This is a genomic window from Streptomyces javensis, assembly GCF_039525925.1.
Classification (GTDB): Bacteria; Actinomycetota; Actinomycetes; order Streptomycetales; family Streptomycetaceae; genus Streptomyces; species Streptomyces asiaticus.
Genome location: NZ_BAAAIF010000059.1, coordinates 805 through 14,646 on the forward strand (window position 1 = coordinate 805; position 13,842 = coordinate 14,646).

General features: G+C 73.6%; 12 protein-coding genes and 1 pseudogene. 11 read left to right on the top strand and 2 right to left on the bottom strand.

The features are described 5' to 3' along the window. A pseudogene (locus tag ABD329_RS35780) lies at positions 1 to 756 on the top strand (hypothetical protein); the annotation flags it as partial. After that, on the top strand, positions 687 to 1,628 hold the full coding sequence (locus tag ABD329_RS35785) for a tetratricopeptide repeat protein (protein WP_309142928.1): 942 nt from the start codon (positions 687 to 689) through the stop codon (positions 1,626 to 1,628). The pseudogene ABD329_RS35780 and the gene ABD329_RS35785, both read left to right, overlap by 70 nt. Before the next feature lie 84 nt (positions 1,629 to 1,712). Here the strand turns inward: ABD329_RS35785 and ABD329_RS35790 are convergent, their stop codons facing one another. Beyond that, on the bottom strand, positions 1,713 to 3,095 hold the full coding sequence (locus tag ABD329_RS35790) for a DUF1015 family protein (protein WP_198281402.1): 1,383 nt from the start codon (positions 3,093 to 3,095) through the stop codon (positions 1,713 to 1,715). Positions 3,096 to 3,171: 76 nt separating this feature from the next. On the opposite strand from ABD329_RS35790, the gene ABD329_RS35795 reads away from it, so the two are divergent. The 4 genes from ABD329_RS35795 (at position 3,172) to ABD329_RS35810 (ending at position 7,476) form a co-directional block, all read left to right on the top strand. Next, positions 3,172 to 4,209 carry an HAD hydrolase-like protein gene (locus tag ABD329_RS35795; RefSeq protein ID WP_344317448.1) on the top strand — a complete coding sequence of 346 codons (1,038 nt, stop codon included), beginning with the start codon at positions 3,172 to 3,174 and terminating at the stop codon, positions 4,207 to 4,209. A gap of 158 nt (positions 4,210 to 4,367) precedes the next feature. After that, the gene (locus ABD329_RS35800) at positions 4,368 to 5,417 is read left to right on the top strand and encodes a FecCD family ABC transporter permease (RefSeq protein ID WP_344317449.1); all 1,050 of its coding nucleotides are present in this window, start codon (positions 4,368 to 4,370) and stop codon (positions 5,415 to 5,417) included. Then, positions 5,414 to 6,478, top strand: a complete 1,065-nt coding sequence (locus ABD329_RS35805; protein ID WP_344317450.1) for a FecCD family ABC transporter permease — start codon at positions 5,414 to 5,416, stop codon at positions 6,476 to 6,478. Before ABD329_RS35800 ends, ABD329_RS35805 begins: the two co-directional genes overlap by 4 nt. 104 nt (positions 6,479 to 6,582) lie before the next feature. After that, positions 6,583 to 7,476, top strand: coding sequence for an ABC transporter ATP-binding protein (locus tag ABD329_RS35810; protein WP_344317451.1), 894 nt, complete (start codon positions 6,583 to 6,585; stop codon positions 7,474 to 7,476). Between the two features lie 26 nt (positions 7,477 to 7,502). Here ABD329_RS35810 and ABD329_RS35815 read toward each other — a convergent pair whose 3' ends face one another. Then, entirely contained in the window at positions 7,503 to 7,850 is a 348-nt protein-coding gene (locus ABD329_RS35815; RefSeq protein ID WP_198282379.1) for a sterol-binding protein, read from the bottom strand. A 284-nt stretch (positions 7,851 to 8,134) separates the two neighbouring features. Here ABD329_RS35815 and ABD329_RS35820 point away from each other — a divergent pair, with 284 nt between their 5' ends. From ABD329_RS35820 to ABD329_RS35840, 5 genes are all read left to right on the top strand, one after another. After that, positions 8,135 to 8,404, top strand: a complete 270-nt coding sequence (locus tag ABD329_RS35820; RefSeq protein WP_198282380.1) for a hypothetical protein — start codon at positions 8,135 to 8,137, stop codon at positions 8,402 to 8,404. A 30-nt stretch (positions 8,405 to 8,434) separates the two neighbouring features. Continuing rightward, on the top strand, positions 8,435 to 9,313 hold the full coding sequence (locus ABD329_RS35825; protein WP_344317465.1) for a TlyA family RNA methyltransferase: 879 nt from the start codon (positions 8,435 to 8,437) through the stop codon (positions 9,311 to 9,313). 119 nt (positions 9,314 to 9,432) lie between these two features. Further along, complete coding sequence (locus ABD329_RS35830) at positions 9,433 to 10,347, top strand: NAD kinase (protein WP_198282327.1); 915 nt, start codon at positions 9,433 to 9,435, stop codon at positions 10,345 to 10,347. 299 nt (positions 10,348 to 10,646) lie between these two features. Then, the gene (recN, locus tag ABD329_RS35835; protein WP_198282045.1) at positions 10,647 to 12,392 is read left to right on the top strand and encodes a DNA repair protein RecN; all 1,746 of its coding nucleotides are present in this window, start codon (positions 10,647 to 10,649) and stop codon (positions 12,390 to 12,392) included. A gap of 244 nt (positions 12,393 to 12,636) precedes the next feature. After that, complete coding sequence (locus ABD329_RS35840) at positions 12,637 to 13,797, top strand: glycosyltransferase family 4 protein (protein ID WP_425574420.1); 1,161 nt, start codon at positions 12,637 to 12,639, stop codon at positions 13,795 to 13,797. The last annotated feature ends 45 nt before the right edge of the window (positions 13,798 to 13,842 follow it).

Below are 13,842 nucleotides of genomic sequence, written 5' to 3' on the forward strand. Positions count from 1 at the left end.
ACCGTGACGATCGGCCTGGCTTCCGCCGGGACGATGACCGTGGTGGCTATCGGCGCGATGAGCGTCGGGGAGAGCGCCGCGACGATCGTCGTGACGAGCGGCCGCGTGGGCCTCGCCGTGATGACCGCGACGGTGGTTTCCGTCAGGGCGGTTTCCGCCGGGACCGTGACGATCGGCCTGGCTTCCGCCGGGACGATGACCGTGGTGGCTATCGGCGCGATGAGCGTCGGGGAGAGCGCCGCGACGATCGTCGTGACGACCGTGGCGGTTTCCGTCGCGATGACCGCGACCGTGACCGCGGTGGCCGGGGCGGCGGCTACGAGCGTCGTGATGAGCGGCCTTCGTACCGTCGTGATGACGACCGTGGTGGGTTCCGGCGCGATGACCGTCGTGATGAGCGGCCTTCGTACCGTCGTGACGATGACCGTGGTGGGTTCCGCCGGGACGACCGTCGTGATGAGCGTCGTGACGATCGCCGGGATGACCGGTCGCGTGGGCCGCGCCGTGATGACCGCGACGGTGGTTTCCGGGGCGGTCGGGACGACCGCGGGCCGCGTCGTCCGTACGGTCAGGGACGGGGCCGCGACGACCGGCGCTCCGGCGGCGGTGGGTTCCAGCGCCGTGACGACCGCAGCGGCGGCTATGGGCGCCGCGAAGAGCGTGGCAGGGACCGCGACCGCGAGCCGATCAAGCGGCTGCCGATCCCTGAGGACGTCACCGGCGAGGAGATCGACAAGGGCGTGCGGCAGGAGCTGATGAGCCTGCCGAAGACCCTCGCCGAGGACGTCGCGAGGAACCTCGTCATGGTGGCCAAGCTGCTGGACGACGAGCCCGAGCGGGCGTACCAGTACTCGCGCGTCGCCCTGCGGCTCGCCTCCCGGGTGGCCGCCGTGCGCGAGGCGGCGGGCTTCGCCTCGTACGCCGTCGGGAAGTACGCCGAGGCGCTCGCGGAGTTCCGTGCCGCGCGCCGGATGACCGGCAACTCCGAGCTGTGGCCGGTGATGGCCGACTGCGAGCGCGGGATGGGCCGTCCCGAGCGGGCGCTGGCCATGGCCGGTGAGCCGGAGGTGCAGAAGCTGGACCGGGCCGGTCAGGTCGAGATGCGGATGGTGGCCGCCGGAGCCCGGCGCGACATGGGCCAGGCCGACGCCGCCGTGGTCACCTTGCAGAGCCCGGAGTTGGCCTCGAACTCCATCCAGCCCTGGACCGCCCGGCTGCGCTACGCGTACGCTGACGCGCTGCTGGCGGTCGGCCGCGAGGACGAGGCCCGTGAGTGGTTCGCCAAGGCGCTCGAGGCGGATCAGAGCGGGAGCACGGACGCGTCGGACCGGCTCGCTGAGCTGGACGGGGTCGAGTTCGTGGACGCCCTCGACCCCGAGGAGGCGGCGGACGGCGATGTCTCCCAGCCCGTCGAGGAGCCGACTGCCGAGGAGTCGGAGGACGAAGAGCCGGAGGCCGAAGAGCCGACTGCCGAGGAGCCGACGGCCGACGAGCCGGAGGCCGACGAGCCGTCCGACGAGGACATGGTCGAGCCCGAGGCCGACGACGTCGAGGACGTCGAGCCGGTGGCCGAGGCCACGTCCGAGGACCGGGCAGCCGGGCCCGACGAGGACGGCGACAACCGCTGATGCCATGACATGAAGCCATGACATGAAGGGGGCGGGATCCCGGACCGGGATCCCGCCCCCTTCGCATGTCCGCCCGCGAGCCGCTCAGCCCAGCGTCAGGCTCCGCAGCACCAGCCCCGTCGCCGGTTTCGGCCCGAAGGACGTCGACTTGTGCGGCATCGCGATGCCCTGCCGTGCCAGCTCGTGCACGACGTCCTCGCGCACCGGATGCATCAGCACCGCCGTGCCGCCCAGCCGCTCCGCCTGCTCGACGGCCGCCGCCGAGTCGTGGAGGTAGCCGATGTGCTCGGGCGTGTCCGGTACGTTCCACAGCTGGTCGAGCAGGGTGTGGTGGAGCACCGTCGCGTCCAGCGTCCGCCATGCCTCGGGTCGTTCGTCGGGGACCGTACGGGCCAGCAGCTCCGGATCCGGCCGGTCCAGGAGGTGGAAACGGCCGTCCCCGGCCAGCAGGAAGGCGTTCGGCGTGCCGGGCTCGGCGCGCGCCGCCTCGGCGGCCTCGGCGAGCGTCTCCAGGGCGCGCGGCAGCGGGCCGTCGACCGTCCGCACCCGGAAGGCTTGCCGCACCGCCGGAAGCGCCTGCTCCGGGGGCAGTCGGCGGAGCAGCCGGTGGATGGCCCGGACCCGGAGCGGATAGCGGGCGGTGTCGACGAGCAGGACGAGCCCGAAGTCCCAGGGGCCGGGCTCCCGTCGCTCCTCGCGCAGCCGCAGATAGGTGGCCCAGCGGTGGTGGCCGTCGGCGATGAGGGCCTGATGGTGGCGGAGGTCGGTGGCGACCTCCACGAGGTCGGAGGGGTTCGTGACCCGCCACAGATGGTGGTCGACGCCGTCCTCGGTGGTCGTGGAGAGCAACGGCTCGCGCAGGATGGTCCGTTCGATGACCCGCGCCGCGCCGCCGGTGCCCTGCCCGGCGGCTCCGTTCCCTGAGCCCCCGTTTCCCTGAGCCCCGCTTTCCGAAGCGCCGCTTTCCGAGGTCCCGTTCCCGTTCCCGTTGCCGCGGTACGCGAGCAGCAGCGGCTCCAGGTGGGCGGCGGTGGCGCGCATCAGATCGGCTCGGTCCTCGACGACATGCGGCATGACCTCCTCGTGGGGGAGGACGATGCCCTCCTCGCGGGGGCTCAGCCGCAGCGCGCCGATCAGCCCGCGCTGGAGGGTCGGGCCGTCGCGCTGCTCGTAGACGTAGAGCGCGGGTTCGGGGTCCGGGGCGAGCACCCCGTCCGCCTGCCAGCGGCGCAGTGTCTCGGCCGCCTGACGGTTGCGGGCCTCCGGGGTTCCGGCCTGCGGCAGGATCAGCCGGACGATGTTGTACGGGTCCGCCGTCTCGAGCTCGCGCAGGCCCTCGGGCCTGACCACCACGTCGTAGGGCGGTGAGGTGACGGCCGCGAGACTGCCGACCCGCTCCGCGACATAGCGCAGCCCCCGGAAGGGGGTGAGCTGAAGACCTTGTCCGCCAGGCCCTGGAATGCTCATCAGTGAATGTTATGCCCCGCGCGGCGATACGCGATGATCGGGGGAGAAGCGCACAGATCTGCGAGGAGTGGCCCCCATGAACCAGCCCGTCCGCACCCGGCCCGAGTCGAGCCGGCAGTCGCTGAACGAGGCGTACGACACGGCTCTGCTGGACCTCGACGGGGTGGTGTACGCGGGCGGCGAGGCCATTGATCATGCCGTGGAGTCGCTGGTCACCGCGCGGGACGGCGGGATGCGGTTGGCGTATGTGACCAATAACGCGCTGCGGACGCCGGAGGCGGTGGCCGAGCATCTGACCCGGCTCGGGATGCCCGCCACCCCCGACGATGTGATCACCTCCGCCCAGGCGGTCGCCCGGCTGATCTCCGAGCAGCTGCCGAAGGGGGCGCGGGTGCTGGTGATCGGCGGAGAGGGGCTGCGGGTGGCGCTGCGCGAGCGCGGGCTGACGCCGGTGGACTCGGCCGACGACGACCCGGCGGCCGTGGCGCAGGGTTACGGCGGGCCGGACATGCCCTGGGCGCGGCTGATGGAGGCGGGGTACGCGGTGGCGCGCGGGGTGCCGTGGTTCGCCTCCAACCTGGACCTGACGATCCCCAGCGGGCGGGGCATCGCCCCGGGCAACGGCGCGGCGGTGGAGGTCGTACGGATCGTGGCGGGCACGTCCCCGCAGGCCGCCGGGAAGCCGCTGCCGCCGATGCACCGGGAGACGATCCTGCGGACCGGCGCCCGGCGGCCGCTGGTGGTCGGGGACCGGCTGGACACCGATATCGAGGGCGCGTACGCGGGCGGGGTGGACTCGCTGCTGGTGCTGACCGGGGTGACCACGCCCGCACAGCTGCTGGCCGCCGAGCCCGGGCACCGGCCGACGTATGTGGACCGGGACTTGCGGGGGCTGCTCACCTCGCAGCCGGAGGTGGAGCGGGACGGTGAGTCGGGCGGCTTCCGGTGCGGGGGCTGGACGGCGCGGGTCGAGCACGGCGCGCTGCTGCTGGCGGGCGGGGGCGAGGAGCCGCTGGACGGGCTGCGGGCGCTGTGCGCGGCGGCGTGGTCCGAGGCGGGGGACGGTGTGAGCGGCGCGGACGCGGGGAAGGCTCTGGCCCGGCTGGGGTTGTGAGCCGGCGGACGCGGCTGAGGGGCTGAGGGGCCGAGCCGACCGGGGCTGCGCGGCCGAACTCGCGCTCCGGGTGGCCCGCATGGGTGCGACCAGCGGGACTTAGGGTAACCTAACTTAACCTGAGTCCTGATCGGCCGTGCTGTGAGGTGGAGTTCCGCGTGACCCTGGTCAGTCCGGCGAAAGCCGGGACCGAGACAGCGAGCGCGCCGCCCCGGCGGCGCACCGCGCGCCGTGCGACGGGATTGGTCGTCTCCCTGGGCGTGCTGCTGGCGATCGCCGCGGCGTCCATCGCGATCGGCGCCAAACCGATTCCGCTGGACCAGGTGTGGCACGGGCTGTTCCACTACACCGGCAGTGACACCGATGTGGTGATCCGGGACGTACGGCTGCCGCGCACCGTCCTCGGGCTGCTCGTCGGCGTCGGCCTCGGCCTCGCGGGCGCGGTCATCCAGGCCCTCACCCGCAACCCGCTCGCCGACCCCGGGCTGCTGGGGCTGAACGCCGGCGCGTCCGCCGCCGTCGTCTCGGCCATCAGCTTCCTCGGTGTCACCTCCCTCACCGGCTATGTGTGGTTCGCCTTCCTCGGCACCGCCGTCGTGTCCGTGCTGGTGTACGCGCTCGGCGGCAGCCGGAGCGCCACCCCGGTGCGGCTCGCGCTCGCGGGGATGGCGGTGTACGCGGCGCTCTACGGATACGTCAACGCCGTGGAACTGCTGGACACCGCGGCGCTCGACAAGATGCGCTTCTGGACGGTGGGTTCGCTCGCCTCCGCCAATATGACGGTGGTCCGGCAGGTGGCCCCGTTCCTCCTGATCGGCGTCGTGCTGGCGGTGCTGCTGGGCCGTTCGCTGAACGCCGTGGCGCTCGGCGACGACACCGCCCGTGCGCTCGGCAGCAACCTCAACCGCACCCGGGCGCTCTCGATGATCGCGGTCACCCTGCTGTGCGGGGCCGCGACCGCCGCCTGCGGGCCGATCGCGTTCGTCGGGCTGATCGTGCCGCATCTGGTCCGCGCGCTCACCGGGCCCGATATGCGCTGGATCCTGCCGTACGCCGCGGTGCTCTCGCCCGTTCTGCTGCTGGGCGCCGATGTGATCGGGCGGTTGGTCACCCGGCCCGCGGAGCTCCAGGTCGGCGTCGTCACCACCTTCATCGGCGGGCCCCTCTTCATCTACCTCGTACGTCGCCGAAGGATGGCCCAACTGTGAACGCGAGCAAGCGCACCGTCAGGTCCGGGACGCGCGGGGTCACGCTGCGCACCGCCGGTCTCTCGCTGCGCCTGGACGTCCGCGGCGCGGTCGTGGGGTTGCTGCTGATCGCCGTGGCGCTGGTGATGGGTGTCGTACTGATCGGCACCGGCGACTTCCCCATCGCCCCCGCCGATGTGGTGCGCACGCTGTTCGGCGACGGCACCGTGGCCCAGGACTTCATCGTCAACGAACTGCGGCTGCCGCGGGTGCTGGTGGGACTGCTGGTCGGCGCGGCCTTGGGGCTGGGCGGGGCGATCTTCCAGTCCATCTCCCGCAATCCACTGGGCAGTCCGGATGTGATCGGCCTCGGCCAGGGGGCGGCGGCCGGGGCGCTCACGGCCATCGTGCTGGTCAAGGGCGATCCGAACGTGGTCGCCACCGGGGCCGTCCTCGGTGGGGTGCTGACCGGACTGGCCGTCTACGCGCTGGCCTGGCGGCAGGGCGTCCACGGCTATCGGCTGGTCCTCGTGGGCATCGGCACCTCCGCGACGTTCACCGCCGTCAACGGCTATCTGCTCACCCAGGCCCAGCAGGAGGACGCGGCCCGTGCGGTGATGTGGCTGACCGGCTCGCTGAACGGCCGCGACTGGGACCAGGTCTGGCCGCTGCTGGCCGCCTGCGCGGTGCTCATGCCCGTGGCCCTCGGGCAGTCGCGGAACCTGCGGATGCTGGAGATGGGCGACGACAGCGCCTACGCCCTCGGGGTGCGGGTGGAGCGGACCCGGATGGTGCTGATGGGCGCCGCCGTGCTGCTGGTCGCGTCCGCCACGGCCGCCGCCGGGCCCGTCGCCTTCGTGTCGCTCGTCGCCCCGCAGCTGGCCCGCAGGCTCACCCGCTCGCCCGGTCCGAACCTGCTCCCCGCGGCCTGGATGGGCGCCGCGCTGCTGGTCACCGCCGACTGGGCCGCCCAGCGCGCCTTCGGGGCCGATCAGCTGCCGGTGGGGGTGCTCACCGGGATGCTGGGCGGCGCCTATCTGCTGTGGCTGCTGGTGACCGAGCGCAGGGCGGGGCGGATATGACGAGTGCGGACACGACCCGGACGGAAACTGTGGACACGACCCGGACGGAAACTGTGGACACGACCCGGACGGAAACTGCGGACACGACCCGGACGGAAGACGACATGGACAAGGACACCCGGCAGACCGTGGCTTCCAGCACGAGCGGCACCCAGGACCAGCGGCAGCGGCTCATGGCGGAGGGGCTGACCCTCGCCTACGACCGGCGCACGGTCGCCGAGGAGCTGTCCGTGACCGTCCCCGACCACTCCTTCACAGTCATCGTCGGGCCCAACGCCTGCGGGAAGTCGACCCTGCTGCGCGCCCTGTCCCGGATGCTCAAGCCGACGGCCGGATCGGTGCTGCTGGACGGGCAGTCGATCGGCTCGCTGCCCGCCAAGAAGGTCGCCCGTACCCTCGGGCTGCTGCCCCAGTCCTCGATCGCCCCGGACGGGATCACCGTCGCCGACCTGGTCGCCCGCGGCCGCTATCCGCACCAGGGGCTGCTGCGGCAGTGGTCGGAGACGGACGAGCGGATCGTCGACGAATCGATGGCGGCGACCGGGGTGGCCGAGCTCGCGGATCGCTATGTCGACGAATTGTCCGGCGGCCAGCGTCAGCGGGTGTGGATCGCGATGGCCATCGCCCAGCAGACCCCGCTGCTGCTCCTCGACGAGCCCACGACCTATCTGGACATCCAGCACCAGATCGATGTGCTGGACCTGTGCGCCCAGCTCCACGAGGAGCAGGGCCGCACCCTGGTCGCGGTGCTGCACGACCTGAACCACGCCGCCCGCTACGCCACCCATCTGATCGCGATGCGGGGCGGGCAGGTCGTCGCGGAGGGGGCGCCGGGGGACGTGGTCACGGCAGAGCTGGTGGAGCGGGTCTTCGGGTTGAGCTGCCAGGTGATCGACGACCCGGAGACGGGGACGCCACTGGTCATCCCGGCCGCCCGCCGGTCCCGTACGGCACGGGTGGCGGCGCCTCTGGCGGGTGCCGCGGTGAGCGAGTCCTGACGACCGAGTCGGGGCGCGGCGCTCGGCTAGATCAGCTTCCGCAGCCGCAGCAGATCGCGCAGCCCGGCCTCGAGCTTGATCCGCCCGGCGCCCCACGCCCTTGCGAAGTGCAGTTCGCCGTCGACCAGGGCCACCAGGTCGTCGCCGGTCATCGCCAGCCGGATCTGCGCACGCTCGGCCGGGGGGCCCGGCTCGGTCGTCACATCCTCGATCCGGCTGTCCACGAGACGGCCGACGAAAGTGGTGTCCAGGTCGGTGATCCAGCAGCTGACCGAGCGATCGAGCGCGGCAGCGCTACGAAGGTCCCCGTTCGCGGTCGCGAGGTTCTCCGCCAGTTTGTCGAGTGCGCTGCGGCACTGCTCCAAGGTCGCCATCGCGCACGACGTTACCCCAGGTCTCGTACGTCGGAGAACGAGGGATTCGCGGTAGCGTCGGGGCCATGAGTGAGCCGATGCCGGCCGGGTGGCCCGGCCTCCAGCCCGGTCCGGCGGCCGAGGAGGCCCGGGAGGCCGTGCCGGAGCGGGTGGCCGAAGGGGCGGACGGGGCCGAGGACGTCGCGCCGGAGCGGGTGGCCGAAGGGGCGGACGGGGCCCAGGACGCCGTGCCGGAGCCGGTGCCCGAAGGGGCGGACGGGGCCCAGGACGTCGCGCCGGAGCGGGTGGACGTCGTGCCGGAGCCGGTGCCCGAGGCCGTGCCGGAGCCGCCCGGCCCCGCCGATCCGGCCCCGCTCGGCGTGGACCGCACGCCCACCGGCGTCGCCGAGGTGGACGTCCGGCTGGCCCGGCTGGCCGACGCCGACCACCTCGGGACGAGCGGACATCTGGAGGTGTACGAGGATGTCCACCAGGGCCTGCGCGACACGCTGACCGCACTCGACCGGCGGCCCGGCCCCCCTGCGCCCGGTCCGCGGCCCCCGTCCGCTACGTAAACGACCTCAGGAGCTGAACCACCCGTGGCAGTGACCCGTCCACGACGCGCACGACTCGACGCGGAGCTGGTGCGCCGCAAGCTGGCGCGTTCGCGTGAGCATGCCAGCCAGCTGATCGCGGCGGGCCGGGTCACCGTCGGCGGGGCGGTGGCGACCAAACCGGCCACCCAGGTGGAGACCAGCGCGGCGGTCGTCGTGATCGAGGACGACAGCGATCCGGACTATGTCTCGCGCGGTGGCCACAAGCTGGCGGGCGCGCTGTACGCCTTCAGCGAGGAGTACCGGAAGGGCGCGGGCGCGGGGCAGGACCCGGGGGTCCGCCCGGCCACGGGAGCCGGGGCGGGGCTGAGGGTCGCCGGGCGGCGGGTGCTGGACGCGGGCGCGTCCACCGGAGGCTTCACGGACGTCCTGCTGCGCGCGGGCGCCGCGGAGGTGCTCGCCGTCGACGTCGGCTACGGGCAGCTCGCCTGGTCGCTCCAGAGCGATGAACGCGTCAGCGTTTATGACCGTACAAACGTACGCGAGCTGACACTTGAGCGGATTGGTGGGAAACCGGTGGACCTGGTGGTCGGTGATCTCTCCTTCATTCCGCTCGGGCTCGTCCTGCCCGCCCTCGTACGGTGCGCCGCGTCCGATGCCGATCTGGTGCTGATGGTCAAACCCCAGTTCGAGGTGGGCAAGGAGCGGCTGGGCAGCGGGGGAGTGGTCCGCAGCGCCGAACTGCGCGCCGAGGCGGTGCGCACGGTGGCCGGGCGGGCGGCGGAGCTGGGACTGGGTGTGCTGGGTGTAACGGCCAGCCCGCTCCCGGGGCCGTCGGGTAACGTCGAGTACTTTTTGTGGATGCGCGCCGGGGCGCCGGCACTGGACCCGGCGGATGTTGACCGTGCAGTGGCGGAGGGGCCCAGTTGACCACTTCAGAAGCAGCGCAGCAGAAGGAAGCAGTGCCCGAGGCCGGAGCCGGAACCGGAGCCGGAACCGGAGCCGGAGCCGGAGCCGGGGACGCGGTGACGGCACCGACCGCCGAGCCGATGTCGCCGACGGCCGAGGCGACGGCGGACCGCACCGTCTTCCTCCTCGCGCACACCGGCCGCCCCGCGGCCATCCGCAGCGCCGAACTGGTCGTCCAGGGGCTGCTGCGCAGCGGAATCGGGGTACGGGTGCTCGCCGCCGAGGCGGCGGACCTGCCGCTGCCCCCCGCTGTCGAGCGCGTCGACGCGGGCCGTGACGTGCTGAACGGCTGTGAGCTGCTGGTCGTCCTCGGCGGGGACGGGACGCTGCTGCGCGGCGCGGAGTTCGCCCGGGTCTCGGGCGTGCCGATGCTCGGCGTGAACCTCGGCCGGGTGGGCTTCCTGGCCGAGGCCGAGCGGGACGACCTCGACAAGGTCGTGGACCGGGTGGTGACCCGGCAGTACGAGGTCGAGGAGCGGATGACGATCGATGTGCTGGTCCGCAACGACGGGCACATCGTGCACACGGACTGGGCGCTGAACGAGGCGTCGGTCGAGAAGGCCGCGCGGGAGCGGCTGCTCGAGGTGGTCACGGAGGTCGACAACCGCCCGGTCTCCCGGTTCGGCGGCGACGGCGTGGTCTGCGCGACCCCGACCGGCTCGACGGCGTACGCCTTCTCGGCGGGCGGACCGGTGGTGTGGCCCGAGGTGGAGGCCCTGCTGATGGTGCCGATCAGCGCCCATGCGCTGTTCGCCAAGCCGCTGGTGACGTCGCCGAAGTCGGTGCTCGCGGTCGAGGTGCAGCCGCAGACCCCGCACGGGGTGCTGTGGTGCGACGGCCGCCGCACGGTGGAGCTTCCGGCGGGGGCGCGGGTGGAGGTGCGGCGGGGTGCGGTGCCGGTTCGGCTGGCCCGACTGCACCACGCGTCGTTCACGGACCGCTTGGTCGCCAAGTTCGCCCTGCCGGTCGCGGGGTGGCGGGGGGCACCGCACTAGGGCATGTCCGATGGCTCCTGCCGCCTGCGGCGAGCCGCTCCTTCCCGAACCTGGGGCTCCGCCCCAGACCCCGCTCCTCAAGCGCCGGAGGGGCTGGAAGGCAGGGCTCCGCCCCAAGCCCGGAACCCAGGGGCGGAGCCGCGGCGGGGGGCTGGGGGCGGAGCCCCCAGGTTCGGGAAGGGGTGGGGTGGGGGCTGGCTCTCCGCCGGAGGCGCCCGCACCCCACCCACCCCGAGCAGATGTGCGGGCAGACCCCATAAGTGGCGCCCCTTCGTCGCATCGCACCGACCAAACCTCGTATGGTCGTGCACGTGCTGGAGGAGATGCGGATACGTGCGCTGGGCGTCATCGACGACGCGGTCGTCGAGCTGTCGCCCGGCTTCACCGCGGTGACCGGTGAGACCGGCGCGGGCAAGACCATGGTCGTCACCAGCCTCGGGCTGCTGCTGGGCGGCCGCGCCGACGCCGCTCTGGTGCGGATCGGGGCCAAGGCGGCGGTCGTCGAGGGCCGCCTTACGGTCGACGCCCGCTCGGCGGCGGCCGTAAGGGCGGAGGAAGCGGGGGCCGAGCTCGACGACGGCGTGCTGTTGATCAGCCGTACGCTCTCCGCCGAAGGGCGGTCGCGCGCCCATCTGGGCGGCCGTTCCGTCCCCGTGGGCCTGCTGGGCGAGCTGGCCGACGAACTCGTGGCCGTGCACGGCCAGACCGATCAGCAGGGACTGCTGCGGCCCGCCCGGCAGCGGCAGGCGCTGGACCGGTACGCGGGCGACGCGGTGGCCGGGCCCCTGGAGAAGTACGCGGGGGCCTACCGCCGGCTGCGCGCCGTCTCGGCCGAGCTCGAGGAGCTCACCACACGGGCCCGCGAGCGGGCGCAGGAGGCGGACCTGCTGCGCTTCGGCCTCGAGGAGGTCGCGGCCGCCGAACCCCGCCCCGGGGAGGACGAGGAGCTCGCGGCCGAGGCCGAACGGCTGGGGCACGCCGAGGCCCTGGCGTCCGCCGCCGCCGTCGCGCACGCCGCCCTCGCCGGGAACCCGGAGGACCCGGAGGGCGTGGACGCGGCCACCCTGGTCGCCGGCGCCCATCGCGCCGTGGAGGCCGTACGCTCCCACGACCAGGCCCTCGCCGGGCTGGCCGACCGGATCGGCGAGGTCGGCATCCTGCTGTCCGACGTGGCCGGGGACCTCGCGGGGTACGCCGACAACCTGGACGCCGACCCGATCCGTCTGTCGGCCGTCGAGGAGCGCCGCGCCGCGCTGACCCAGCTGACCCGTAAGTACGGCGAGACCATCGCGGACGTGCTGGCGTGGGCCGAGCAGGGCGCCGCGCGGCTCGCCGAACTCGACGGCGACGACGACCGCATCGGCGAGCTGACCGCCGAGCACGACGCGCTCCGCACCGAACTGGGCGGGCTGGCGCAGACGCTCACCGACGCCCGTACGGAGGCCGCGGGGCGGTTCGCGGAGGCGGTCACCGCAGAGCTGGCCTCCCTGGCGATGCCGCACGCCCGGGTCACGTTCGCGATCCGCCAGACCGAGACGGAGGCGGACGGCATCGAGGTGGGCGGCCGCCCGGTGGTCTTCGGGCCGCATGGCGCCGATGAGGTCGAGCTGCTGCTCGCGCCCCATCCGGGCGCCCCGCCCCGGCCGATCGCCAAGGGCGCCTCCGGAGGTGAGCTGTCCCGGGTGATGCTCGCGGTCGAGGTCGTCTTCGCGGGCTCCGACCCCGTACCGACATATCTCTTCGACGAGGTGGACGCGGGTGTCGGCGGTAAGGCGGCGGTCGAGGTGGGCCGCCGGCTGGCCAAGCTCGCCCGCTCCGCGCAGGTCGTGGTGGTCACCCATCTGCCGCAGGTCGCGGCCTTCGCCGACCGCCATCTGGTGGTCGAGAAGACCAACGACGGGTCGGTCACCCGAAGCGGTGTGAAGGCCATGGAGGGCGAGGACCGCGTACGGGAGCTGTCGCGGATGCTCGCGGGCCAGGAGGACTCCGAACTCGCGCGGGCGCACGCGGAAGAGCTCCTGGAGGCGGCCCGCGCGGGACGCTGACCCTTCGCGCGTTCCTTCACACGACGCTTCCCGCGATCCCTTACGCGACGCTTCCCCGAACCGTCACGCTACGCTCCCTTATCCTTCACCCGAACGGGTGGTACCGCGGACGTGGGGGCGAGTTCGGGGCAGGCGTCACCTGGGAGCGTTGCGACGAGGGTTCGGCGAGTGCTGGCATTCTTGGGCGGAGCGCGTCCGCACCGTCCCTCCATCGCCCCGACACCGCCTCAGGAGCTCCGCCCGCGTGAGCAGTACCGTGAGCAACACCCCGGTCCCGCCGCACGGGCAGTCGTCGCTGCACGCGGTCCAGGTGCTGGGCGCCGGGAGTTCGGGCAGCGGAGTGCATGTGCGGTCGCTGTCGGCCGGGCTGGTGGCGCGCGGACTGCGGGTGACCGTGTGCGGGCCCTGGAGCGCCGAGCAGGGCTACGGCTTCACCCAGACCGGAGCGCGGTTCACCGGGCTCGACGCCATGACGGACGCCGGAAGCATGGCGTCGCTGCGCCGGGCCACCCAGGGCGCGGCCCTGGTGCACGCCCACGGGCTGCGCTCGGGGCTGCTGGCGGCGGTGGCGCTGCGTGGCCGGAACGTACCCCTGATCGTCACCTGGCACACCCGTGTGGACGCCGAGGGCGCGCGGGCCCGGCTGGTCCGGCTGATGGAGCGTCGGGTGGCCCGGGCCGCCGCGATCGTGCTCGGGGCCTCCTCGGACCTGGTGGCCCGGGCCAGGGCCCGCGGTGCGCGCGACGCCCGGCTGGCCCCGGTCGCGGTGCCCGCCCCGCGGCGACCGCCGGAGGCCGCCGACGGCCGCCGTCAGCAGCGGGCCGCCGAACTGGGCGTGGTGGAGCGTCCGTTGCTGGTCACGGCGGGGCGGCTGGAGGCGATGGCGGGACACGGCCCGCTGCTGGACGCGGCGCGGCGCTGGCGGGTGCTCGATCCGCGGCCGCTGCTGGTGGTGGCGGGGGAGGGGCCGGACCGTGCGGTGCTCCAGCGCCGGATCGACTCCGAGGGGCTGCCGGTGCGGCTGCTCGGTCGCCGCGAGGATGTGCCGCAGCTGCTTTCCGCGGCCGATGTCGCGGTGCTCTCCAGCCGCTGGGAGGCCCGGTCGCTGCTGGCCCAGGAGGCGCTGCACGCGGGGGTGCCCCTGGTGGCCACGGCGGTCGGCGGGGTGCCGGAGCTGGTGGGGGAGGCGGCCGAACTCGTCCCGTACGGCGACCCCGAGGCCCTGGCCGACGCCGTGACCGGGCTGCTCGCCGATCCGCTGCGCCGGGGGGAGCTCGCGGCGGCGGGGCGGGCGCGGACGGCGGGCTGGCCGACGGAGGACGACACCGTCGCCCATGTCCTCAGCGTCTACGATGAGTTGGTGCAGACCTTTCTGCGTGAAGGGGTTGACGGGCCCGGTCGTTGATCGGCAGGGTGCTGCGCAGAGGAACGAGAGAGCGCTCTCAATTTC

Excerpts from the sequence above, each read along its gene's own strand:
- ABD329_RS35790 (WP_198281402.1), bottom strand. The coding sequence starts at position 3,095 with ATGAGCATTCCAGGGCCTGGCGGACAAGGTCTTCAGCTCACCCCCTTC.
- ABD329_RS35830 (WP_198282327.1), top strand. The coding sequence starts at position 9,433 with ATGTCGCCGACGGCCGAGGCGACGGCGGACCGCACCGTCTTCCTCCTC.
- ABD329_RS35795 (WP_344317448.1), top strand. The coding sequence starts at position 3,172 with ATGAACCAGCCCGTCCGCACCCGGCCCGAGTCGAGCCGGCAGTCGCTG.
- recN (WP_198282045.1), top strand. The coding sequence starts at position 10,647 with ATGGTCGTGCACGTGCTGGAGGAGATGCGGATACGTGCGCTGGGCGTC.
- ABD329_RS35815 (WP_198282379.1), bottom strand. The coding sequence starts at position 7,850 with ATGGCGACCTTGGAGCAGTGCCGCAGCGCACTCGACAAACTGGCGGAG.
- ABD329_RS35810 (WP_344317451.1), top strand. The coding sequence starts at position 6,583 with ATGGACAAGGACACCCGGCAGACCGTGGCTTCCAGCACGAGCGGCACC.